Annotated in this window: 22 protein-coding genes; 7 read left to right on the forward strand and 15 right to left on the reverse strand. The window is 66.7% G+C overall.

Translation table 11 applies throughout. The features are described from left to right. Position 1: 1 nt before the first annotated feature. Positions 2-1,300 carry a glycosyltransferase gene (locus ACTNFK_RS11235; RefSeq protein ID WP_435937540.1) on the reverse strand — a complete coding sequence of 433 codons (1,299 nt, stop codon included), beginning with the start codon at positions 1,298-1,300 and terminating at the stop codon, positions 2-4. Positions 1,301-1,314: 14 nt separating this feature from the next. Beyond that, a complete protein-coding gene (locus ACTNFK_RS11240) occupies positions 1,315-2,502 on the reverse strand; it encodes a glycosyltransferase (protein WP_435937541.1) in 1,188 nt (395 codons plus the stop codon). Positions 2,503-2,732: 230 nt separating this feature from the next. On the opposite strand from ACTNFK_RS11240, the gene ACTNFK_RS11245 reads away from it, so the two are divergent. Further along, a complete protein-coding gene (locus ACTNFK_RS11245) occupies positions 2,733-3,035 on the forward strand; it encodes a helix-turn-helix domain-containing protein (RefSeq protein WP_435937542.1) in 303 nt (100 codons plus the stop codon). Between the two features lie 35 nt (positions 3,036-3,070). Here the strand turns inward: ACTNFK_RS11245 and ACTNFK_RS11250 are convergent, their stop codons facing one another. The 12 genes from ACTNFK_RS11250 to ACTNFK_RS11305 all read right to left on the reverse strand — a co-directional run bounded on the left by ACTNFK_RS11250 (position 3,071) and on the right by ACTNFK_RS11305 (position 16,292). Beyond that, positions 3,071-4,372 (reverse strand): MFS transporter, encoded by a 1,302-nt coding sequence (locus ACTNFK_RS11250; RefSeq protein WP_435937543.1) that lies wholly within the window; start codon positions 4,370-4,372, stop codon positions 3,071-3,073. Between the two features lie 167 nt (positions 4,373-4,539). After that, entirely contained in the window at positions 4,540-5,319 is a 780-nt protein-coding gene (locus tag ACTNFK_RS11255) for an ABC transporter permease (protein WP_435937544.1), read from the reverse strand. After that, positions 5,306-6,106: an ABC transporter ATP-binding protein gene (locus ACTNFK_RS11260; protein WP_433646281.1), complete on the reverse strand. Its 801-nt coding sequence runs from the start codon at positions 6,104-6,106 to the stop codon at positions 5,306-5,308. Before ACTNFK_RS11260 ends, ACTNFK_RS11255 begins: the two co-directional genes overlap by 14 nt. Further along, entirely contained in the window at positions 6,103-7,434 is a 1,332-nt protein-coding gene (locus ACTNFK_RS11265; protein ID WP_435937545.1) for an NtaA/DmoA family FMN-dependent monooxygenase, read from the reverse strand. Before ACTNFK_RS11265 ends, ACTNFK_RS11260 begins: the two co-directional genes overlap by 4 nt. A gap of 12 nt (positions 7,435-7,446) precedes the next feature. Then, positions 7,447-8,475 (reverse strand): ABC transporter substrate-binding protein, encoded by a 1,029-nt coding sequence (locus ACTNFK_RS11270; protein ID WP_435937546.1) that lies wholly within the window; start codon positions 8,473-8,475, stop codon positions 7,447-7,449. 244 nt (positions 8,476-8,719) lie between these two features. Then, positions 8,720-9,268 carry a flavin reductase family protein gene (locus ACTNFK_RS11275; RefSeq protein ID WP_435937547.1) on the reverse strand — a complete coding sequence of 183 codons (549 nt, stop codon included), beginning with the start codon at positions 9,266-9,268 and terminating at the stop codon, positions 8,720-8,722. An 83-nt stretch (positions 9,269-9,351) separates the two neighbouring features. Continuing rightward, positions 9,352-11,628 carry an ATP-dependent Clp protease ATP-binding subunit gene (locus tag ACTNFK_RS11280; protein ID WP_435937548.1) on the reverse strand — a complete coding sequence of 759 codons (2,277 nt, stop codon included), beginning with the start codon at positions 11,626-11,628 and terminating at the stop codon, positions 9,352-9,354. A 209-nt stretch (positions 11,629-11,837) separates the two neighbouring features. Beyond that, positions 11,838-12,623 (reverse strand): polyphosphate--glucose phosphotransferase, encoded by a 786-nt coding sequence (gene ppgK, locus ACTNFK_RS11285; protein WP_435937549.1) that lies wholly within the window; start codon positions 12,621-12,623, stop codon positions 11,838-11,840. A 117-nt stretch (positions 12,624-12,740) separates the two neighbouring features. Beyond that, entirely contained in the window at positions 12,741-13,541 is an 801-nt protein-coding gene (locus ACTNFK_RS11290; protein ID WP_435937550.1) for an IclR family transcriptional regulator domain-containing protein, read from the reverse strand. Positions 13,542-13,669: 128 nt separating this feature from the next. Then, complete coding sequence (locus tag ACTNFK_RS11295; protein WP_435937551.1) at positions 13,670-14,839, reverse strand: thiolase family protein; 1,170 nt, start codon at positions 14,837-14,839, stop codon at positions 13,670-13,672. A 2-nt stretch (positions 14,840-14,841) separates the two neighbouring features. Next, a complete protein-coding gene (locus ACTNFK_RS11300) occupies positions 14,842-15,537 on the reverse strand; it encodes a 3-oxoacid CoA-transferase subunit B (RefSeq protein WP_435937552.1) in 696 nt (231 codons plus the stop codon). Beyond that, positions 15,534-16,292, reverse strand: coding sequence for a 3-oxoacid CoA-transferase subunit A (locus tag ACTNFK_RS11305; protein WP_435937553.1), 759 nt, complete (start codon positions 16,290-16,292; stop codon positions 15,534-15,536). The genes ACTNFK_RS11300 and ACTNFK_RS11305 overlap by 4 nt, the downstream gene beginning before the upstream one ends. Positions 16,293-16,465: 173 nt before the next feature. On the opposite strand from ACTNFK_RS11305, the gene ACTNFK_RS11310 reads away from it, so the two are divergent. After that, the gene (locus tag ACTNFK_RS11310) at positions 16,466-17,698 is read left to right on the forward strand and encodes an MFS transporter (RefSeq protein ID WP_435937554.1); all 1,233 of its coding nucleotides are present in this window, start codon (positions 16,466-16,468) and stop codon (positions 17,696-17,698) included. Between the two features lie 47 nt (positions 17,699-17,745). Here ACTNFK_RS11310 and ACTNFK_RS11315 read toward each other — a convergent pair whose 3' ends face one another. Further along, the gene (locus tag ACTNFK_RS11315) at positions 17,746-18,213 is read right to left on the reverse strand and encodes a MarR family winged helix-turn-helix transcriptional regulator (RefSeq protein ID WP_435937555.1); all 468 of its coding nucleotides are present in this window, start codon (positions 18,211-18,213) and stop codon (positions 17,746-17,748) included. A 132-nt stretch (positions 18,214-18,345) separates the two neighbouring features. Here ACTNFK_RS11315 and ACTNFK_RS11320 point away from each other — a divergent pair, with 132 nt between their 5' ends. From ACTNFK_RS11320 to ACTNFK_RS11340, 5 genes are all read left to right on the forward strand, one after another. Beyond that, positions 18,346-19,272, forward strand: a complete 927-nt coding sequence (locus tag ACTNFK_RS11320; RefSeq protein WP_435937556.1) for an SDR family oxidoreductase — start codon at positions 18,346-18,348, stop codon at positions 19,270-19,272. A 41-nt stretch (positions 19,273-19,313) separates the two neighbouring features. Further along, positions 19,314-20,219: an amidohydrolase family protein gene (locus ACTNFK_RS11325; protein ID WP_435937557.1), complete on the forward strand. Its 906-nt coding sequence runs from the start codon at positions 19,314-19,316 to the stop codon at positions 20,217-20,219. Then, a complete protein-coding gene (locus ACTNFK_RS11330) occupies positions 20,216-21,424 on the forward strand; it encodes an acyl-CoA dehydrogenase family protein (RefSeq protein ID WP_435937558.1) in 1,209 nt (402 codons plus the stop codon). Before ACTNFK_RS11325 ends, ACTNFK_RS11330 begins: the two co-directional genes overlap by 4 nt. 48 nt (positions 21,425-21,472) lie before the next feature. Then, positions 21,473-21,925 (forward strand): MaoC family dehydratase, encoded by a 453-nt coding sequence (locus ACTNFK_RS11335; protein ID WP_435937559.1) that lies wholly within the window; start codon positions 21,473-21,475, stop codon positions 21,923-21,925. Between the two features lie 110 nt (positions 21,926-22,035). Beyond that, positions 22,036-23,574: an acyl-CoA synthetase gene (locus tag ACTNFK_RS11340; protein ID WP_435937560.1), complete on the forward strand. Its 1,539-nt coding sequence runs from the start codon at positions 22,036-22,038 to the stop codon at positions 23,572-23,574. Positions 23,575-23,585 lie beyond the last annotated feature (11 nt).

Consider the following 23,585-nt stretch of genomic DNA (forward strand, 5'->3'; position numbering starts at 1 on the left):
GTTACGGCTTGCGCGCCGCGCGGGCCCGCTCGTAGACCTCCAGCAGCCGCTCCGACTGCGCCGACTGCAGAAACTCGCGCGCCTGCGCGAACGGCACCCGCAGCTCGCCGGGCGCCGCGGCGAGCGACGTCACCGACTCGGCCAGGGTCGCGGCCAAAGCCTCCACCGATGAGTCAGCCACGAGCCACGACGGGGTGACCGCGACATCGGCAGCGATCGCGGGGTCACAGAAGATGGTGGGAGTTCCCACGAGCGCCGCCTCAAACGGGGTGAGCCCTTGCGTCTCGAACCCGATCGAGGTCTGCACGAGTGCGTCCGCATCGCGGATCGCGGCGAGCGCCGCCTCGTGCGGCACAGGGCCCGCGAGCGTGACGCGATCCCAGAGACCCAGCGATTCCACGCGCGCCCGAACCTGCGGCAGTAGCAGCCCGGCGCCGTACAGCGTAACGTCGGCATCCACGCGCGACAGCGCCAGCGCATCGATGAACTCGAGTACCCGCTTCTCGTGGCTCATGCGGCCCAGCCAGACGAGCCTCGGGCGGCTGCGCTCCGCGCGGGGCACCCCTCGGACCGCGGCGATGAGCTCGTCGTCAACCCCGTTGCGGGTCACGAGCACCTCGCGCGCCACGCCGCGCCGCATCAGCTGATCGGCGAAGTGCTTCGACGGGGCTGACACAACCATCGCCTCTGCGGCAAGTTCGGCCAGGTACCGCCATGCCCCTCGAGCATCGCGATCCACTGCCCCACGCGGCCTGCCCAGGGCCAGCGCGCGCCACAGGCGCAGCCCCTGAAACACGATCGGCGCGAGTGGGGTCACCGCGCGGGTGCCCTCGTCGACGTTGTTGTGCAGCGTGTGCAGCACGGGCACGCGCAGCCCACGCGCCGCGCGCAGCCCGATCAGCGCCCCCCAGAAGTCACCCTCGAGGTGCACCAGGTCCACCGGAGGCAGACCTCGCAGCGCCGCGGCGAGCGCCCGGTCGGTGCGGGCGCCGGGCCAGCTCATCGCGTACTCGCGGTCGCGGGTGATGGGGAGCGAGGGGAGCGCAATAATCGAACCCGCGGGGAGCTCGTCGGCTGCTGGGCGTACCGGATCCACCGCTGTTTCGCGAACCGGAGCACCCGCGTCTGTCGACTCGGCCCCCTGCCGGGCGGTGCCCCGACGAGGCGTGGTTGGCGCGGCAGGCGCGACGATCGTGACGAGATGCCCAGCGTGTTCGAGCGCGCACCGCTGCGCGCGAATGGCGACCTGCGCCCCGCCGAGCGAGTCGGGATGCTGGTCGGTGACGATGAGGATGTGCACGACGCGCCGCCCGGTCAGGCCGTTGCGGCTTCGCCGCGATACAACCGCTCGAAGGTGTCGAGCGTGCGATCGAGGTCGTGCACCTTCACCGCGTCGAGCGAGGCCTGCTGCATACGCAGGTACTCCTCGTCGCTGAAGCCGAGCACGTGTGCGATCTTTGCCGCAAGTTCCTCCACGTTGCCGGGCTGGAAGAGGAACCCGTTCTCGCCGTCGGTCACGAGGTGCGGCAAGGCCACCGCGTCGGCGGCGAGGATCGGCAGGCCCGATGCCATCGCCTCCATCGTGGCGATCGACTGCAACTCGGCGATCGACGCGATCACGAAGATGCTCGCTTCGGTGAGGTGACGGCGCAGTTCCTCGTCGCTGACCCGGCCGGTGAAGTGCACGCGGCCAGCCAACCCGAGCTCGATCACCAGCTTCTCGAGGCTCTTACGCTGATCGCCATCGCCGACAATCGTGAGCGTCACCCCCAGGTCGGGGTCGAGACGTGCGAGGGCGCGCAGGATCACGTCGATCTCTTTTTCGAGGGTGACCCGCCCCACGAAGACGAGCCGATTTCGCGCGCGCGGGCTGAGGTCTGCCGTGTAGTTGGATGCGCGCAGACCGCAACTGACCGCGAGCACGTCGCGCTGACTGGTGTTCTGCTCGAGGAAGGCCGCGGCCCGGCGGGTGGGCGTGGTGAGCGCACTCGCCCGGTTCAGCACGCGGTCGGCGTCGCGCCAGGCCCAACGCACGAAGGAGCGCTCAGCCCACTTTGGCAGCAGGGTGAAGTCAAGCACGTTCTCTGGCATCACGTGGTTGGTGGCGACGATGCGGATGCCGCGCCTCTGCGCCTCCTTCGAGAGCGCCCGGCCAATCACAATGTGAGATTGAATGTGCACGACATTCGGCCGAACCTGATCGAGCACCTGCCTGGCATAGTGCCGCGCGCGCCACGGCAGCACGTAGCGCAGCCAATCGTGCGGGTACCAGCGCAGGGCGGGCGGGCGGTGCAGCATCATGGGCACGCCCTCGATCGACTCCACGCGAGGGGTGGATCGGCGCCACCGAAACCCGGGGGCAATCACGTGCACCTCGTGGCCGCGCTCGACGAGGCCGGCGGCAAGGCGCTCGGCGAAGCGGGCGGCTCCGTTGACATCTGGCGCAAAGGTGTCGCAACCAATGACGATGCGCAGACGCTCGGAACGATCGTTAGTGCTCACGGTCGACGGGGCCCCTCGCTGGAAATCTCGGCTGTTCAGTGCTTCGCCGCTGCTCTGCTGATGCTGCTGAGCGATGCGTCCGCGATACATTTATGCGGGATTCCAGTCTATGGGAGCGAAACCCCACGCGGCGAGGTCTCCCCCTGCAAGACTCACAGGTGGGTCACATTTTTTGTACTGTGTGCATCTCCGCACTAGATTTTTTCGTTCGAGGCGAGCACGCTTGAGCCGTGCCCACCTCTCACTCCCACGCCGCCGTGGAACTCGGCCGCCGCCTTCGGGCCGCGCGACACGAACTCGGCATCTCGCTTGAAGATCTGGGCGAGCTCTCCTCGATCAACTGGACGACGATTGGCAAGATCGAGCGCGGGGTGTCGAGCCCCACTGTGGAGTCGCTGATCCGCATCGCCACCGCGCTCGAGATCGATCCGGGGGTATTCGTGGCGGGGCTCACCGCCGATCACTATGGCACACGCGAGCATCAGCTCACCGCCCGCGACCTGATCAGGGCCAGACTCGGGGAGCGCGAGTAGGCGCCCCGATCCACCCCTGTCGCTCGAAATCCCGGCTACTTCGCGGGCGGCCGCTTGATGTAGCGCGGCACCCAGCGTAGGAAGCCGAGCGCGCCCACGAGACCAATCACGCCCATGGCTGCGGTCGCGACCCCGAGCGTCGAGATCGCGGCGATGCCCGAGAAGAGCACCGGAGCCGTCGCCCCGCCCGCGTCGGTAAGCGTGCGCCACGAGCCGAGGAACGGGGCCGGGTCGCCCTTCGGCGCCACGTCTGCGCCGAGGGTGAGGAGAATGCCGCTCGAAAGCCCGTTGCCGACCCCGATCACCGCGGCGAACATCGCAAACCACATCGTCGCCTGCGGCACGTCGTGCGTGAACGCGAGCACGATGAAGCCGGTACCCATGAGCAGCATTGCGGGCAACGCCGCCCACAGCCTGCCGAAGCGATCCATCACCTGCCCGCTCGCGTAGAACAGCGCGAAGTCGATGGCGCCCGCGATGCCCACGACGAGCGAGATGGTCTGCGCGTCAAGCGCGAGCGACACGCCCCACAGCGGCAGCACCACCTGCCGCGCCGACCGCACCGCCGAGAGCGAGGCGGCGGCGAGGCCGAGGCGCGAGAGCACTCCGCGGTGTTGCGCCATGGTGCGAAACACGCCGGGCCGGCCAGCCGCGGGCAGGGTGATGCCGCTGGTCACAGCCTCGCCGGTGTCGGCCGTTTCACTGGTGGATCGCGGCTCGCCGCGCGGGCTGCCGCCCCTGGGCACTGCCTGCTCCTGCAGCTTGGTCTCGGGGTCGGGGCCGAGGCCCACGAGCAGCACCGAGGCGACCAGGCAGGCCGCGAAGAGCCACGATGCGGAGGCCTCCGTGCCGGTGAGACCGAGGAGCAGTGCGCCGAGGAATGGGCCGACGAACATGCCCAGGCGGAAGGATCCACCGAGCAGCGAGAGCGCGCGGGCGCGGTAGTGCTGCGGCACTCGGGTGGTCATGAAGGCGTGCCGGGCGAGGCCGAACGCGGCCGCGCACATGCCGATGAGGAAGACCGACGCGGCGAGCACACCCACGCTCGGGGCAAAGGCGAGCCCCGCCACGCCGAGGAGCGCCAGGGTACCCGCCCCGACCATGGTGAGACGCTCGCCGATCCGGGCGACCAGGTAACCGGCGGGGAGGTTGCCGACAAGTTGGCCGATCACGAGCGCCGAGGCGACGAGTCCCGAGAGCGCCAGGTCGGCTCCCAGTTTCGCCGCGATGATCGGAATCAACGGGATCACGGCGCCCTCGCCGAGGGCGAAGAGGATGGTGGGCCCGTAGATCATGGGCGCGAACCGCCGCATCACCTGCCGCGCGGAATCGGTCATCTTGGTGGCGCCTCCTCCGGCCTCGTCAGAGTTCCACCCTAGCCGCCACCGCCCTTCGCCTCGCCCTCATCGCCGAGGGGTCGCAATTCCACCAGGAATCCGAGAACCTGGTGGAATTGCGACCCCTCGGTGGGGTGGCTGGCGGGGATCAGCAAGGGGGGAGGGAGTCATCCGGCGTAGGTTTCTCGCCAGCTCAGCAGCCGGCGCTCGAGGAGACGCACGAAGGAATCCGAGAGCTTACCCACGGCCGCAAAGATGATCACTCCGACGAGCACGGTGGAGGTGTTGAGGAGCGAGCGCGCATCTTGGATGAGATAGCCGATACCGCTCGTCGCCCCCATGAGTTCAGCAACCACCAGGCAGAGCCAGGCCATGCCCATGGAGAGCCGGAGTCCGAGCAAGATCGACGGGAGCGCGCCAGGGATGACGAGCGTCCACAGCGTCTGCCAGGTGCTGAAGCCGAGTGTGGCCGCCACGTCAAAGAGCTTGCGATCCACCCCCCGCACCCCCAGAAAGGTATTGACGTAGATCGGGAAGAACGAGCCCACGGCGATCAGGATCACCTTCGAAGGCTCACCGAACCCAAACCAGAGGATGAACAGCGGAATCACCGCGATCAACGGCACCGTTCTCAGCATCTGCAACGTTGGGTCAAGGATTCCCTCGCTCAGTTTCGAGAACCCCACGATCAGGCCGACGGTCAGGCCGAGCCCTGCGCCCCAGAGCAGGCCGAGTGTCGCGCGCTGCAGACTGATGATGAAGTTCTCGAGCAACACGCCGTTCATGGAGAGCGTCAGGAAATCCTCGATCACTTCGCTCGGTGCGGGGAAGAGCTGGGTATTGATTGTGCCGGTCGCGGCAAGGATCTGCCACACGAGCAGAATGCTTACGGGCAGGAAGAGTCCCAGTAGCCAGTACCCGCGACGCCGCGCATTACGCCTCGCCATCACCCTGGCCAATCTCCTCGAATCGTTCAATGAGCTCGGTGCGCACGCGCTGAAACTCGGCCGATCGCCGATCCCTCGGGTGCTCGAGCCCGAGTTCGATAACCCGGTCGATCCGACCGGGCCGGGGACTCATCACGACGATTCGATCGCCCAGAGTGATGGCCTCTTCGATGTCGTGGGTCACGAAGAGCATTGTGGTGCGGTTCTTCGTCCAGACATCGGTCAGTACATCCTGCATCTGCGAACGGGTGAAGGAATCCAACGCGCCGAAGGGCTCATCGAGCAGCATGACCGCCGGATCGCGCAGCAGCGCCCGCGCGATCGCGACGCGTTGCAGCATGCCTCCCGAGAGCACTTTCGGATATGACGTCGCAAAGTCGGTGAGCCCCGTAAGCGCGAGCAATCGATCCACTTTCGCGCGAACCTCTCGATCGCGAAGCGACAGGTTCGCGGCGATGTTTCGCTCGACCGTGAGCCAGGGGAAGAGTCGGTGCTCCTGAAACACCACTCCCCGATCCGGTCCGGGCGCCGAAATGGGGTGTCCATCGAGCAGGAGTTCTCCCGCGGTCGCCGCTTCCAGCCCCGCAATGATCTTCAGCAGCGTGCTCTTGCCGCATCCACTTGGCCCGAGCACCGTCACAAACTCACCAGCCCGAAGGTCGAGGGAGATGTCGTGCAAGGCCTCAACCGGGCCAGCCTCCCCCTCGTACACCTTGCCCAGGCCGCGAAGCACCAGTTGGGTGTGGAGGTCGTCGTGAGCCGGCTCCGAGACGTGCAGCATGGTCATCGTGATCGCGCCGCATGCGCATAGCGATTGGGAACGTACGGCAGGCCCAGGTGTTCCCGAAGCGTCGCGCCGCGATACTCGTCCGGGTACAGACCCCGTCGTCGCAGCTCAGGAATGACCAGGCGGGTGAAATCACGCAGCCCGGAGGGTTGCACCCAGTTATTGATCAGGAAGCCGTCGGCAGCCCCGTGGGTGAACCAGTGTTCGAGTGCATCTGCAACATCCTCGGGGGTACCAAAGAAGTCCTCGCGGGGTGTGGCGGCGAGGCGCGCGACCTCCCGCAGCGTCAGGTTCTCCCGTCGCGCCCGATCCTCCCAGGCTCGCGTGATGCCTTGCATGTGGTTGTCACCCACTGCGGTGAGATCGGGGAACGGGCCGTCAAGGTCTTCACCGGAGAAATCATGATAGTTATAGAAGAAACTGAGCCACTTCAGTGCCTCTGCGTCATCGGTGTATGAGGCAATTTGCGCGAACTTGTCCTCCGCCTCTGCCCGCGTCGGCGCAACGATCACATGCGCTCCCATGAAGACCTGCACATGATCGGGATCCCGTCCGGCCTCCGCGATGCGACGCTTCAGGTCACCGGTGTATTCCTTGGCTCCATCAAAAGTGGGTTCCTTGGCGAAGATCGCCTCCGCGTGCCGTGCAGCGAAGTCGCGGCCGGTGGGCGACGAACCGGCCTGGAAAACCACCGGCTGACCCTGCGGAGACCGCTGTATGTTCAGCGGCCCCCGCACTGAGAAGTGCGCGCCCGTATGGTTGAGGAGATGCTGCTTCGACCGATCGAGATAGGTTCGCGAGACCCTGTCCTGCACAAAGGCATCGTCTTCGTAGGTGTCCCAAAGCCCACGCAGCACCGCCACATACTCCTCGGCGCGCAGGTATCGCTCGTCGTGCGACAGAAGCTCCGCGTCGCCGAAGTTTGACGCCGTGCTCCCCCAGGCGGAGGTTACGACGTTGATCCCGGCGCGGCCGCCGCTCAGCAGATCGAGTGAGGCGATTTGCCGGGCGACATTGAACGGTTCGGTGAACCCCGCGGACATGGTCGCGACCAATCCCATCCGCTTCGTCCAGGTGGAGACCGCCCCGAGTAGCGTGAGCGGTTCGAAGCGGTTGAGATAGTAGGGCTTAGCCCCGGGCTCGATTGAGACGCTGTCGGCGACAAAGGCGAAGCCAAACAGTGCTTCCTCGGCGAGTTCGACGAGTTCGCGGATCAGCGCCAGATCGATCGCGCCATCTCGGGGTGTCGCTGGATCCAGCCAGCCGTTGAATGCGTTGCCGGTTGGCTCTAGGAGCAGACCGAACTTGATGTGCTGGGGCCTCGTCATGCGCGGAGACACCTACTGAGCTGTTGTCGAGTCGACAACCTCGACACCGTCGAAGAAGCTGCTGTCAACCAGCGCGGCGATGTCGACAGCTGCACCCACCTCGCCGAGTTCGAAGAAGAGGTCAGCCGTCGCCTGATAATTGGCAAGCACCGCATCATCGATCGGATGGCTCACCGCCACGCTCAGGCCGAGAAACTTCTCCACGATTGCCGGATCCGCCTGACGGTCCGCCGCGATGGCCGCGACCACAGCGCCTTCGTCATCGGCGAGCCACGCAAGTGCCTGTGCGCGTGCCGTCAGAAATGCCGTCACCACCTCGGGGGCTCCCGCGGTAAGCTCGCCCCGCGCCACGATCGCACCGGGGATCAAGCCGAGATCCTCGCCGCTTGCGATGATCTCGCTATTCGCATCGGTAATTGCATCGGTCGTGTTCCCGGCCCAGGTGGCCCATGCATCGATCTGATTGGTGAGAAATGCGTTCTGGGCTTCATCCGGCTTCAGATCGATGAGCTCGATGTCATCAGTGCTCAACCCTTCGGCATCCAGCGCACGAACCAGGAGCGCCCAGCCACTGCTGCTCTTCGAGGATGCGACCGTCTTACCGACAAGATCCGAAATACTTGTGGCTCCTCCGCTCGGCGCAAGAATGACATCGCCACCCCCTTCCGAGGCCTGACCGATGATGGTGAAGTCCACTCCGGCAGCACCGCCCGTGGGCAGCGCGGAGTACCCGATGTCGGTGAAGTCAAGATCTCCTGAAGCGATTCCCTCGAGCATCTGGGACGACGTTCCCAGCTGCGAGTAATTGACGGTGATGCCGAGCGGTTCGAACTGCTCCTCGAAGAATCCACCGACCTTCGCAATCTCATTCGCCCCCGACAACGACGTGGTGTCGATGGTGATCTCTGTGACGGCGAGCTTCGTCGTCTCTTCTTCCGCGGTTTCGCTGATCGGGGCGGCGCAGGCTGTGAGAGCCAAGGCGGCAGCGGCAGCGAGCGCAAAGACCGGCAAGCGAAATGGACGTGGAAATGACGTGGTCATCTGGGAACTCCAGCTATAGACAGGCATGTTGACGCTTCAACCGTATGCCGCGGCGAGCAGAAAGCAGCGCTCATACGAAACATTTCGTAATGTCTGCGATAACTCAATACATGGATTCTACGTGTTCTCATCCCCCGCTCATCCACGCCGAAACAGCGAAACGGCGCAATTCCACCAGGGTCAGTGGGCCTGAGGTGTCATTGCGCCGCTTCGGTGACTCCGCGAGGAGTCGAGACCTGAGTGACTAGTTGATCTTGCTCGATTCTCCGAGCGTGTGCCACGAGCGCGCGTGGTAGACCAGGGGGGCTCCAGGTACGTGTGCGCTGTCAGTGTTGCGACCGCCAGCTTCGATCACCTCGGCGAGCACCACGAGCGAGCCGTGCACTTCGACGGTCTGCAACACGCGGCTGCGCAACCAGGATGCCGCGCGGTGAAAGCGAACCTCCCCACCGGGTAAGCGATCCCAGCTGGCGGTGTCGGCAAAGCGGTCCACACCGCTCGTCGCGCACAGCTGGGCGAGCGGGAGATCCTCCTCATCGAGCAGGTGCACCACAAGCGTCTCGGCCTTGCTGATGGTCGGAGTGCTTGATGAGCGCACCGAGGCCGAGAACATGATCATTGGCGGATCCACTGAGAACGAGGAGACCGACGTTGCCGTCAGCGCAACCGGGCCCTTCCCAGCGTCGGCCGTCACGACGGCGACCCCTCCGGGATGATTGCGAAAGGCTGAGAGGAATCGGTCGGTCAGGCTCTGCTCCTGCTCGATCGGGGCGGGAAACTGCGTTGAGGTCATGATGTGCTTTCGGTGTTCAAACCGGTTGGCGAACCAGGTGAGATCGGCGGGGCACCCGGAGTGAGGTGAGCCTCGCGCCCAGCCTAGTCGTCGAGAAGCTCGGCCTCGATCACGTCGTCGTCGCCTGAGGTGCCGGGGGCACCCGCACCGCCAGCGTCGCCGAACCCGCCGACACCAAACCCGCCCGCGCCGGCAGCCGGGGCCGCGGTATCGACCTCGAGCATCAGCGAGTCGCCGTCTGGTGCCACGTCGACGCGCACCGTCTGCCCGTCGCGCGCCTCGCCCGAGAGCACGGCCCGCGCGAGGCGGTCGTCGATCTCGCGCTGCATGAGGCGACGCAGCGGACGCGCGCCGTACATCGGGTCGTAGCCGAGGCGAGCGAGCCAAGCCCGCGCCGCGGGGGTGACCCCGAGGGTGAGCCGGCGATCCGCCAATCGAAGCTGCAACCGGTCGACCGACAGCTCAACGATCAACGCGAGGTCGGCCTCGGACAGCGGCCGGAAGATCACCATCTCGTCGAGGCGATTGATGAACTCGGGTTTGAAGGCCCGGCGCACCGTCTCGCGCACCGCGCTCTCCTTCTCGTTCCACGGCATTTCCGCGTCGATCAGGTACTGGCTACCCAGATTCGAGGTGAGGATCAGGATCACATTGCGGAAGTCGACCGTGCGGCCCTGCCCGTCGGTGAGGCGCCCGTCGTCGAGCACCTGCAGCAGCACGTCGAACACCTCGGGGTGCGCCTTCTCGACCTCGTCGAGCAGCACGACCGAGTAGGGGCGGCGGCGGACGGCCTCGGTGAGCTGACCGCCCTGCTCGTAGCCGACGTAGCCGGGAGGAGCCCCGACGAGGCGAGACACCGAGTGCTTCTCGCCGTACTCCGACATGTCGATGCGCACCATGGCGTGCTCGTCGTCGAAGAGGAATTCGGCGAGGGCCTTGGCGAGCTCGGTCTTGCCGACGCCTGTGGGCCCGAGGAACAGGAACGAGCCAACCGGGCGGTTCGGATCCGCGATGCCAGCACGCGAGCGGCGCACCGCATCAGAGACGGCCTGCACGGCCTCGGTCTGGCCGACGAGGCGTTTACCCAGTTCGGCCTCGAGCGCGAGGAGTTTCTCGGTCTCGCCCTGCAGCAGCTTGCCGACGGGGATCCCCGTCCACGCGGCCACGACGCTCGCGATGTCTTCGTCGGTGACCTGGTCTCCAACCATGCGCTCGGCACCGTCGTTCTCTCGTTCGGCGCGCTCGGCCTCCGCGAGTTGCTTTTCGATCACGGGAATCTCGCCATACAGCAGCTTGGACGCCTGCTCGAGATTGCCCTCGCGCTGGGCGCGATCCGCCCGGATGCGCAGGAGATCGAGCTGTTCACGCAACTCGCCGACGCGGTTCAGGCCGGCGCGCTCTGACTCCCAGCGCTTCTCAAGCCCGTCAAGTTCGACCTGCTTCTCGGCGAGCTGCTCGCGCAGCTTCGCCAGGCGTTCCTTCGAAGCGTCGTCCTTCTCCTTTTTGAGGGCGAGCTCCTCGAGCTTCAGACGATCGACCGCGCGACGCAGCTCGTCAATTTCGAGCGGCGCGGAGTCGATCTCCATACGCAGGCGGCTCGCTGCCTCGTCGATAAGGTCGATGGCCTTGTCGGGTAGCTGGCGCGCGGTGATGTAGCGGTTCGAGAGGCTCGCCGCGGCAATCAGCGCGGAGTCGGCGATCGTCACCTTGTGGTGCGCCTCGTAGCGCTCCTTCAACCCGCGCAGGATCGCGACCGTGTCGGTGACCGAGGGTTCGCCGACGTACACCTGCTGGAAGCGACGCTCGAGCGCGGCATCCTTCTCGATGTACTCGCGATACTCGTCGAGCGTGGTCGCACCGATGAGGCGCAACTCGCCACGGGCGAGCATCGGCTTCAGCATTTGCGAGGCCGCCACCGACGACTCGCCGCCACCCGCACCCATGAGCGTATGCAACTCGTCGATGAAGGTGATGAACTTGCCGTCGGATTCTTTAATTTCCTTCAGCACCGCCTTCATGCGCTCCTCGAACTCGCCGCGATATTTCGCGCCGGCAATCAGTGCCGAGATGTCGAGCGAGATGAGTTCTTTGTCTTTGAGCGACTCGGCGACGTCGCCCGCGACGATGCGCTGGGCAAGCCCTTCGACAACGGCAGTCTTGCCCACGCCGGGCTCGCCGATCAGCACCGGGTTGTTCTTCGTGCGCCGGGTGAGCACCTGGCTCACGCGACGAATCTCGGCGTCGCGGCCAATGACCGGGTCGAGTTTGCCCGAACGCGCCACCTCAGTGAGGTTGATCCCGAACTGCTCGAGTGCGCTCTGCTCGCCTTCTTCAGCGGCGGGCTGCCAGTTTGCCTGCATGGTGTCCTCTCTCGCGTTGCAAACTTGAGTGATGTTGACTCAAGTTTACCTCGCGATGATGGATCGCGCCAGGGGTGCCGCGCGATCCACTGCACGTGGCGTGCCCGGGCCACCCGCGCCCGCGTCTGAGCGGTCACTTTCGGTTGTCCCCCACGATTTCTCGTCAGCAGATGTTGACGGTTGGCCGCGCAGCCGGACAGCAGAACGGGTCAGCGGGTGGCTGCGAGCCAGGCCGCGCCCACGATGCCGGCGTTGTTGCGGAAGCGGGCCGGCACCACCGGGGCGTTGACCCCGGGAAACGGCAGGTACTGGGCCGATGCCTTGCTTATGCTGCCGCCGACGACGAAGCGGTCGGGGGTGAACAGCAGCTCCAAGTGGATCAGGTAGCGTGCGACGCGGCTGGCCCATTCCGCCAGCGTGATGCCCTCGCGCTCGATCACCTTCGCCGAGGCAAAGCGCTCGATGTCGGGATGCCCGTCGACCTCGAGATGCCCGAGCTCGAAGTTCGGTACGAGCACACCATTGTGGATCAGCGCGCTGCCGATGCCGGTGCCGAACGTGAGCACGAGGGTGGTGCCGTGCAGATCTCGCACCTCGCCGAAGGCCGCCTCGGCGAGACCTGCCGCATCGGCATCGTTGACGACCACGCACGGCGAGCCGATGGCGCCAGCGAAGAGGGCTGCTGCGTCGGTGCCGATCCAGCTTCGGTCAATGTTCGCCGCCGTACGCATGATGCCGTGCTGCACGACCCCCGGCAAGGTAACTCCGACCGGCAGTGCGGCGAGTCGCTCGTCGAGATCCTCTCCGGCCAACTCAGTGCGGATCGCGTTCGCCATCAGACCAACCTCGCGGGCGATGTCTGCCGGCAACCCGCCCTCGGGCGTCGGCACCCTGTGTCGTGAGGTCAGGCGGGCGCCAGTCGCGACGTCAATCGCCGCGCCCTTGATCCCTGTGCCGCCGACGTCAATCCCGATGGCCATCTGCGCTTCGCTCACGCTGCCCAGTGTAGTTTGCGGGTTCGTCGACGAGCGCTTCAATCGGTCGCTGGCCCGGGCTGAGCCTTCACCGCCGGCTCCGGGAATTGACGGGTCGCGGGTGACAGACTGCGGTGATCAGAGCAGACGAAGATCTGCCTCTATCGCGCTCGTCGTGTCAAGCAGAAGCGGCAGGTGATGCTCGAGCACGCGCTCGAGAGAGTCGCGACTCGCGCTCGTCGACACATTGATCGCGCTTGCGACCCGACCGTCGCGTCCGCGCACGGGCGCCGCGACCGAACGGAGCCCCAGTTCAAGCTCGCCGTCGACTATCGCGTACCCCTGTTTGCGCACGCGGTCGAGCTCGGACACGAGCGTCGCGGGCTCGGTAATTGTGCGCTCCGTGAGGGCGCGCCACTCGGTCTCGCGGAGCACCTGGGCGAGATCCTGCTCGGGCAGGTGGGCGAGGAGCACCCGTCCGAGGCTCGTCGCATACGCGGGGAAGCGGGTGCCGATCGTGATCCGCACCGACATGATGCGGCGGGTCGGAACGCGCGCGACGTACACGATGTCGGGACCGGCGAGCACCGCCGCGGAGACCGACTCGTCGACCGCGCGCGAGAGGCGTTCGAGGTGCGGCTGCATGATCTCGGGCAGCGACAGCGCCGAAAGGTAGCTGAAGCCGAGTTCGAGCACGCGGGGGGTGAGCGCGAATTGCCTGCCGTCGCTGCGCACGTAGCCGAGGGTCTCGAGCGTGCGGAGAAACCTGCGCGCCGCCGCCGGGGAGATGTCGACACGGCGGGCGACATCACTCAGGGTGAGTTCGGGGTGATCCGCATCGAACGCGCGGATCACCCCGATTCCCCGCGCTAGCGACTGCACGAAGTCGGCGCTGTCGGGGGTGCCGTCTGGAGTGCTGTCTGCTCGGTTCTCGGTCATGTCATCTCCCATGATGCACGAAGGGCAGGGTGGAGTCTCGCCGCGGTGGCTTAGCGGTCCGAGTAGGGCGCAAGTGGCTGCTTCCCAGGCGCTGAAGCAATCACTAGCGCCCTACCGCTCCGCGCCGGCTAGCGCTCGAGCACCACCGCGAGACCCTGGCCTACGCCGATGCAGATCGTGGCGACCGCGACACCGCCGCCGCGGCGCTTAAGCTCCTGCGCCGCGTGCCCGATGATGCGGCCGCCCGAGGCGCCCAGCGGGTGCCCGATCGCGAGAGCGCCGCCGTGAATGTTGAGCTTCGCGGGGTCCAGATCGGGCCACCCAGCGAGGCACGCGAGCGACTGCGACGCGAAGGCCTCGTTGAGCTCGACGAAGTCGACATCGGCCCAGGTCTTGCCCGCACGCGCGAGAGCCTTGTTCGCCGCCTCGATGGGCGCGATGGGGAACTGATCGGGATCCACACCGTGCGCGGCACGACCCGCAATGCGCGCGAGCGGCTCGGAATCCAGTGCGCCCTCGCCGCCCAGCAGCACCGCGGATGCCCCATCGTTGATCGACGACGCGTTGCCCGCGGTCACCGTGCCGTCGGCGGCAAACAACGGCTTGAGGCTGGCAAGCTTCTCCACCGACGAATCCTCGCGGATCCCCTCGTCGCGCGCAATCTCGTGGCCCGGTACCTGCACGATCTCGGCATCGTAGAGACCCGCGGCCCACGCCTCGGCGGCTAGCCGGTGCGAGCGCACGGCGAACTCGTCCTGCGCTTCGCGGGTGATGCCCCACTCGCCGGCGATCTTCTCGGCCGATTCGCCGTTCGAGATCGTCCAGTGTTTCGGCAGCGCCTTGTTGACCATGCGCCACCCGATCGAGGTGTTCCACATGGTCTGGTTGCCGACTGCGGGCCACGGCTTCGCCGATTTCTCGACCACGAACGGGGCGCGGCTCATTGACTCGACGCCACCGGTGAGCACCAGCTCGGCGTCGCCCGACTCGATCGCGCGCGATCCCTGAATCACGGCCTCGACCGAGGACGCGCAGAGGCGGTTCACGGTGACTCCCGTGACCGAGGTGGGGAAGCCCGCGAGCAACGCGCCGAAGCGGGCCACGTTGCGGTTGTCTTCGCCGGCCTGGTTCGCGTCGCCGAAGATGACGTCCTCGATGCGGGCCGGGTCGATGCCCGTGCGCTCGACGATGGAGCGCATCACGTGCGCGGCCAGGTCGTCGGGGCGCACGCCCGAGAGTGCTCCGGCGGCACGGCCGAACGGGGTGCGCACGGCATCGTAAATGAAGGTGCTGGTCATGATCAGTTCTCCTTGGCTGGGGTGGAGGCGGCAGCAGTCGCGGCAGCGGATCCACCGGTTGCGTCGATGAGGGCAAGCCCGGTGAGCTCGGCGAGCGACGCGACGGTGTTGTCGCCGAACGCCTCGGTGACCGCGAAGCCCTCGGGGGTGACGTCGAAGATCGCGTGGTCGGTGTAGACGCGCGAGACGCAGCCCACGCCGGTGAGCGGGTAGCTGCATGCGTCGACGAGTTTCGACTCGCCCTGCTTGGTGAGCAGGTCGGTCATCACATAGACCGACTTCGCGCCGATCGCGAGATCCATCGCGCCGCCGATCGCCGGGATCGCCCCGGGGGCGCCCGTCGACCAGTTCGCGAGGTCGCCGTTCGCCGCGACCTGGAAGGCGCCGAGCACGCACACATCGAGGTGTCCGCCGCGCATCATCGCGAACGAGTCTGCGTGATGGAAGTACGCGGCACCGGGAAGCGCGGTGACGGCCTGCTTGCCCGCGTTGATGAGGTCGGGATCGATCCGTCCCTCCTCGGGTGCCTCGCCCATGCCGAGCATGCCGTTCTCGGTGTGCAGGATGATCTCGAGGTCATCCGGAAGATAGTTCGCCACCAGGGTCGGGGCGCCGATGCCGAGGTTCACGTACGAGCCCTCGGGGATGTCTGCGGCGATGCGCGCCGCCAAATCCTGCCTGCTGATGCGAGTGCTCATCGTGCGTCCTCCTGTACTTTCTCAGCCTGCGCCAAAACCCGGCCTTCAATATCCACTCCTCCGACAAACTCGCCACCCTGCAACCAGCGGCGCTCTCCCACGGCGACGACGCGATCCACAAAGATGCCGGGGGTCACGACCGACTCGGGATCGAGCGCACCGAGCGGCACGATCTCGTCGACCTGCACGATCGTGGTGGTCGCAGCGGTCGCCATGATCGGGCCAAAGTTGCGCGCCGTTTCGCGGAAGACGAGGTTGCCGAAGCGGTCGCCCTTCAGCGCGCTGATGAGCGCGAAATCGGCGCGGATCGGGTACTCAAGCAGGTAGGTGCGGCCGTCGATGACGCGAGTCTCGCGGCCCTCGGCGAGCTCGGTGCCGACGGCGGTCGGCGAGTAGAACGCGCCGATGCCGGCACCGGCAGCGCGGATCCGCTCAGCCAGGTTGCCCTGTGGCACGAGCTCGAGCTCGATCGCGCCCTCGCGGTAGAGGCCGTCGAACACCCACGAGTCGCTCTGGCGCGGGAACGAGCACACGATCTTGCGCACGCGGCGCTTCGCGAGCAGCGCGGCGAGCCCGGTGTCGCCGTTGCCCGCGTTGTTGTTGACGATGGTGAGGTCGCCCGCGCCCTGCTCGATAAGTGCGTCGATGAGCTCGACGGGCTGGCCCGCCCGCCCGAATCCGCCGATCATCACGGTGGCGCCGTCGGGAATCCCCGCGACCGCCTCCTCGATGGACGGCACTGTCTTGTCGATCATGCGTTCCTCCCTCGGTGTGGTCGCGCGCGGCGGCCGGTGGTGGTAAATCACGTTGCTTGCACGGCGGCTCCGTCGTGCGGTGGCGATCCACCAATATTTCGCTCTGCGAAATGAGTTTCGTCAGTCGAAATCAATGATACCTGTGTTGTCGCAACTTCGATAGAGTGCGGATCGTGCCCGATCTTCGCCCGCCTTCACGCCACGCCGGCATACTCCTGTTCGTGGCGGTGTGCCTCGTTGCGGCGAACCTCCGCATGACCATCACCGCGGTGGGCCCGCTGCTCGACGAGATCGCTGCGGATCGGGGCGTCTCACCCGCGGCACTCGGTCTACTCGGCTCGCTCCCCCTGATCACCTGGGGTCTCGTGTCGCCGCTCGCGCACGGGCTCAGCGCCCGGCTCGGCATGACTCGCGCGGTGTCATGGGCGCTCGTCGCGCTCGCCGCGGGCACTGCCTGGCGCTCGCTGCCCGGGATTGAGGCGAACCTCTGGCTCGGCACCGCACTGATCGGCGTAGGCCTGGGCTTCGCGAACGCGCTGCTGCCCGCGGTGATCAAGCGCGACTTTCCCGCGCGCGTGCCACTGCTCATGGGGGCCTACACCGCACTGCTCGGCGGCACCGGCGCGATCGGCGCCGGCCTCGCGGCTCCACTGGCCGACCTGCCCCTCAGCGGAGATCGCCTCGGCTGGCAGGCCTCGCTGCTCCTGATGGGGGCGCCGATTCCGATCGCACTCGCCGTGTGGATCATCGCAAATCGCCTGGGGCGCCGCACCACCGTGGCCGTGCCGGTCACCACGGGGCCGATCACCGCGCCCCCGGGCAGCGCGGGGCGGCGCATTTGGCGCGATCCACTCGCCTGGCAGGTGTCGCTCTACATGGGCTCACAGTCGGCGGTCTTCTACAGCCTCGCGGCCTGGCTCGCGCCGTATGAAATTGCGAACGGCCGCACGCCGGTCGCCGCGGGGCTCGTGCTGATGACCTTTCAGATCATCGGCATCGCGGGGTCGCTCGCGTTGCCACTCGTGGCCCGCGGGCCGCGGCGCAAGCGCTGGCTGCCCGGGCTGCTGCCGGGACTGACGTTGATTGCGATGCTCGGAATCGCCCTGTGGCCGAGCGCGATAATTGCGTGGCTTGTCATCGGCGGGCTCGCCGGCGGCGGGTCACTCACGATGGCGCTCACCCTCATGGCGATGCGCGCGCGCACCGCCGAGCACGCCACCGCCCTCTCGGGCATGGCGCAGTCACTCGGTTACCTCATCGCCGCGGTCGGGCCGTTCGCGTTCGGTGCGCTGCTGGGTGCGAGCGGCGGGTGGATCGCGCCCTTCGCCCTCATCTGGGGTGCCGCTGTGGCGCAGATTGCCCTCGGGGTGTCGGTCGGGCGACCTAGGTTCGTACTCGATCGGTAGCCCTGCCTCTAGATGCAGCGATTACCGCATCGCCCAAGGGGTTCGCGCTACTCGCCGGGCGCGAACGCCACCCGGCGCAGGAGGTCGGCGAGCAACGTCCGCTCAGCCGCGTCGAGGTCGCGAAGCGGACCCTCTTCGGCGGCGAGCACGGCGTCTCGCGCGTCAAGATACAGCGCGCGCCCCGCAGCCGTCGGCACGAGCACCTTCGCGCGGCGATCACGGTCATCAACCTGACGCTCGATCAGGCCGCGCCCCTCGAGCTCGTCGACGAGCGAGACCACCTGGCTGGGGTCAAGTCGTAAGACATCGGCCAACTCTCGCTGCGTGGGCCGCAAGTCGTCGCACACGAGCGCGAGCACCGGGTACGAGCGCACCTTGAGCCCGAACGCGCGAAGCGCGGCGTTACCTGCGGCGAGCGACAGCGCGTTCGATCTCGCAAGCAAGAAACTGAGCTCGGAAGCGAGGGTGCTCGCCTCCCACCTGCTCGCCTCGCTTGAGATCGATGTCGTGTCCATTCAGCAAGTGTAGCAACACGTGGCAGCCTCAATAGTTGACTTTATCAATTAAATCTGGCTTACTTGATTCGAACGTTCACGGGTCAACCCCTGTGAACCAAGCCACTACCTGCACGTATTCAAGGAGCTCTCATGTCACTCAACGGCAAAGTCGCCATCGTCACCGGATCAGGCCGCGGCCTGGGACTCGCATACGCACAGGAGCTCGCGCGCCAGGGCGCAGCCGTCGTCATTAACGACGTCGATGCAGCCACCGCGGCCGAGGCCGTCGCCTCGATCGAGGCCGCGGGCGGCAAGGCCACCGCAGTGGTCGCGCCGGTCGGCCCGAGCGAGACCGCGAAACAGCTCGTTGCCGCCGCCGTCGAGACCTTCGGCCGCCTCGACATTCTCGTCACCAACGCCGGCGTGCTGCGCGACACCGTGCTCTGGAAGATGAGCGACGACGACTTTGACCTCGTCACCAACGTGCACCTGCGCGGCACCTTCACCTGCGTGCGCGAGGCCGCGATCCACATGCGCGAGGCCGGCGAGGGCGGGCGCATCATCTGCATCGGCTCCCCCACGGGCCAGCGCGGCAACTTCGGCCAGACCAACTACGCGGCTGCCAAGGCGGGCATCGTCGGCATGGTGCGCACGTGGGCGCTTGAGCTCAAGAAGGCCGGCATCACCGCGAACGCTGTGATCCCCGTTGCTGCAACCGCCATGACGGCGACCGTTCCCTACTTCCACGCGGCCGTGGAAGCCGACGCGAAGGGCGAGCCCATGCCCGACTTCTTCCGCAAGGAGATCGGCTTCGGCGGCGCCGGAGATGTCGCACCGCTGATCGCTCACCTCGCTTCCGACGCGGCAGCTGGCGTGACCGGTCAGGCAATCGGCGTCGGCGGCGATCGCATTCAGGTCTGGTCGCACCCCGAGCCCGTCGTGACCGCCTTCCACGATGGCGGATGGAGCGCTGAGGCCCTCGCCGCGGAGTTCGATCGCGTCGTCGGCGAGAACCTGCAGTCGGTCGGCGAGAAGTTCCCGGCCCTGCCCGAAGAGCTCCAGCCCCCGGCCGCCTAAGCGATCCGCCAGCCGCTGCCAACGCACCTTACGGAGTACTCATGACCCGCTATGAACCAGCCCTCGATCTCGACTCGCTCGTCGCGATCGATACGCACGTGCACATCGAGATGGATCAGCACGGACACAACTCACTGCCCGACGACCTCGCGGCGGCCGCCGCCGAGTATTTCAAGAGCGGTGGCCTGCAGCCTGAGCTCGACTCGGTGGCCGAGTATTATCGCGAGCGCAACATGGCCGCGGTGGTGTTCACGGTGGATGCGCGGACGAACCTCGGGCACGACCCGATTCCGAGCGAAGACATCGCCGAGGGTGCTGCACGCCACAATGACGTGCTGATCCCCTACGGTTCGGTCGATCCGCTGCGGGGCGATGCTGCTGTGGATCACGCCCGCCGCCTCATCGAAGACCACGGCGTGCGCGGCTTCAAGTTTCACCCCACCGTGCAGGGCTTCGACCCGAGCGACGAGCGCTACTACCCGCTCTACCGCGTACTCGAAGAGGCGGGCGTGGTCGCCCTGTTCCACACCGGCCAGACCGGCATCGGAGCGGGCATGCCCGGCGGCCGCAGGCTGCGACTCGGGCTGTCGAACCCCATGCTGCTCGACGGCATCGCCGCCGACTTCCCGACCCTGCAGATCGTCATGGCGCACCCGTCGGTGCCGTGGCAGGAGGAGGCGCTGTCGATCGCGACCCACAAGCACAACACGTGGATCGATCTGTCGGGGTGGAGTCCGAAGTACTTCCCCGCCGAGCTGCAGCGATACGCGGGCACGATCCTGAAGAAGCGCGTGCTCTTCGGATCCGACTTCCCGCTCATCACCCCCGACCGGTGGATGCAAGACATCGAGCACACGAGCATCAAGCCCGAGGCGCTTCCCGGCATTCTCAAAGACAACGCCATCCGCTTGCTCGGTCTCGAACATGCCAAGGAGACGAACGCATGAGCAAGGAACTGCGCGACCCCGAGATCACCGCGATCGGCGCGATCGGCCTCGATCCATTCCAGTTCGCGGAAGGCAAGTTGAGCGATGCCGCACGTGCCGCGCTCGAGCAGCTGCAGATCGCCCTCGACGAAAGCGTGAAGCCGCTCGTCAACGAGGCATGGGACACCGCGACAATGCCCCCCGGCATCATCGGCGCGCTCGCCCCGCTCGGCCTGATGGCGCCCGAGGGAGTCACCCAGGCCGAGGCTGATTCCTCACTCTTCAAGGGCTTCCGCACCTACGTGCTGGCCCGCACTGACGTGTCGGTCGCCACGGTCTACAACGCACAGGCCGGACTATTCCGCGCCACCGTGCGCATGGGCGGCTCACCCGAGCAGGTGGCAGAACTCGACCCGAAGATTCGCGATTTCAAGCTCACGGGCGTCTTCGCCCTGACCGAGCCCGAGCACGGCAGTGACATCGCTGGTGGATTGGCCACGACCGCGACCCGTGACGGCGACGACTGGATCATCTCCGGACACAAGCGCTGGATTGGCGGCGCGATCAGCGCCGACGTGCTCGCCGTCTTCGCCCGCGACACCGCCGACGGTCAAGTGAAGTGCTTCCTGGTGCCCCGCGAGGCCGAGGGCGTTGCAATCGACACGATCACCGGCAAGGTTTCGCTGCGCCCCATGCAGAACGCCGACTTTACGCTCACGAACGTACGCGTGCCCGAGTCGGCCCGCCTGCAGCGCATCAACTCGTGGCGCGACGTCTCCGAAATCATGGGCACACTGCGCGCAGATGTCGCGTGGATCGCGGCCGGCCTGCAGGCCGGCGCACTCGAGGCCGCGATCCGCTACGTGCGTGAGCGCGAGCAGTTCGGGCGCAAGCTCGCCGGATTCCAGTTGATCCAGGAGAAGCTCGCGCGCATGGCAGGCAACGTCGTCGCCTCGCTCGGCATGGTGATCCAGATTTCGGAGTTGCAGGATCGCGGCGTGTACAGCGACGCGAATTCCTCACTCGCAAAGATGTGGGTCGCGTTGCGGGCCCGCGAGACCGTCGCGCTCGCCCGTGAGGTTGCGGGAGGCAACGGCATCGTGCTCGACACCGACGTCGCTCGGTTCTTCGCCGACGCCGAGGCCGTGTACTCGTACGAAGGCACTCACGAAATCACCTCACTGATTGTCGGGCGGGCCCTTACCGGCGCTTCGGCATTCGTGTAGCGATCCGCCCCGACCACTCACCCAGTCACCACCACCCAAGGAGCACCCATGACCACCAACGTTGCCTACGCCAATCTCTCCAGCCTGGTCGGAAAGTCGCTCGGCCCCACCGAGTGGCGCGAAGTCACCCAGGAGCAGGTCAACACCTTCGCCGATGCCACCGATGATCACCAGTGGATCCACACCGACCCCGAGCGCGCCAAGGACGGACCGTTCGGCGGCGCCATCGCGCACGGCTTCCTGACCCTGTCGCTGCTGATTCCGATGTGGGAATCGCTGCTCGACGTCGACGGCGTAACCACCAAGGTCAACTACGGCCTCGACAAGGTGCGCTTTGTCTCGCCGGTGAAGGTGGGGGCGAAGATTCGCATGACCGCCGTGATCGCCGAGGTTGAAGAGGTGCGCGGCGGCGTGCAGCTCGCGATCGACGCGACCATCGAGATCGAGGGCGGCGAAAAGCCGGCCGTCGTCGCACGCAGCCTGCAGCGCTTCTACGCGTAAGCACGCACGAGCCCTGCTGGCTCGCGGCCGCGCCCTAAACCGTGCGTCCGCGAGCCAGCTGGGCGTGATCCACCCCTGAAATTTCTTCCGAAGACTCAACGGAGAGCAGCATGCAGAACCACGGACTCGGCGCTTGGTTGCCCAAGCGGCGGCAGACCACCCCCGAAAAAGTCGCGCTCGTGTACGGGGAAGGTCGCGAGATGACCTACCTGCAGCTCGCCGAGTTCACCGATGCTATGTCTGGTCTCTTGCATCAGCATGGCGTGAGCAAGGGCGACCGGGTCGCGTTCATCGGCGAGAACTGCCCCGAGTTTCTGATGACTCTGTTTGGCTGCGCACAGCTCGGGGCGATCTTCGTGCCGATCAATACGCGCCTCGCACCGCCCGAGATTGAGCATGTGCTCGCCGACAGCGGAACCACCGTGCTCGTGCACGGACCCGACTTTTCCGACACGGTCGCGGAGGTGGCTGAGCGCGCCGGGGTGAGGCACCGCCTGCAGACGGGCGAAGAAGGCTCAGACGGAATGCCGGGGCTCCGCCCGCTGCTGCGCGCGGGCACCCGCGGGCACGTCGACACTGCGGTCACGCTCGACGACTCGGCGATGATCATGTACACCTCGGGCACCACCGGCAGGGCGAAGGGTGCGGTGCTCACCCACGGCAATCTCACCTGGGTGAGCATCAACACAGCGCTCGACTACGATCTCGTCTCGCGCGATATCGCACTGCTCATCTCACCCCTCTTCCACGCCGCGGCGCTCGGGATGGGCGCGCTCCCACTGGTGCTCAAGGGTGCCACCATTGTGCTCGAACAGGGGTTCGATGCGGGCCGCGCGCTCGGACTGATCGAGCGATACCGCATCACCAGCCTCAGCGGTGTGCCGACGACGTATCAGCTGATGGCCGACCATGAGAGTTGGGATCACACCGATCTCTCGAGCCTCACCAAGCTCACCTGCGGCGGATCCGCGGTGCCAAGCCGAATCCTCGACGCCTACGAACGGCGCGGGCTCAGCTTCTCGCAGGGGTACGGCATGACCGAAACCTCGCCTGGCGCGAGCTACCTGCGGCCCGAGCGCAGCCGTGAGAAGCAGGGCAGCGTGGGCGTCGGGCATTTCTTCACCGATGTGCGCATCACCGATGCCGAGACGGGCACGGTCGTGCCGCGTGGCACGGTCGGCGAGATCGAGGTGCGCGGCCCGAACGTATTCGCCGGCTACCATGGCCTGCCCGAGGCGACCGAGCAGGCGTTCACGCCCGATGGGTGGTTCCGCTCAGGTGATCTCGGGTACCTCGATAACGACGGCTACCTCTTCATCGCCGACCGCCTGAAAGACATGATCATCTCGGGCGGAGAAAACATCTACCCGGCAGAGATCGAGGATCATCTCAACAGCATGGAGGGCGTGACCGGTGCCGCGGTGATCGGCGTGCCCGACGAACAGTGGGGCGAGGTGGGCTGGGCGATCCTCACGGTGCGTGAGGGTGTGGATCAGGCAACCGTCTCGACCGAGGCCGTGAAGGCCGCGCTCGACGGCAAGCTGGCCCGCTACAAGATCCCGAAGCGCGTGATCGTGGTCGACGAGTTTCCGCGCACGGCCTCGGGCAAGATTCGCAAGGCCGACCTGCGGGCCCGCTTCGCCCGATAGTAAGCGCGCTT

The organism is Leucobacter fengyongliangi (assembly GCF_052386045.1).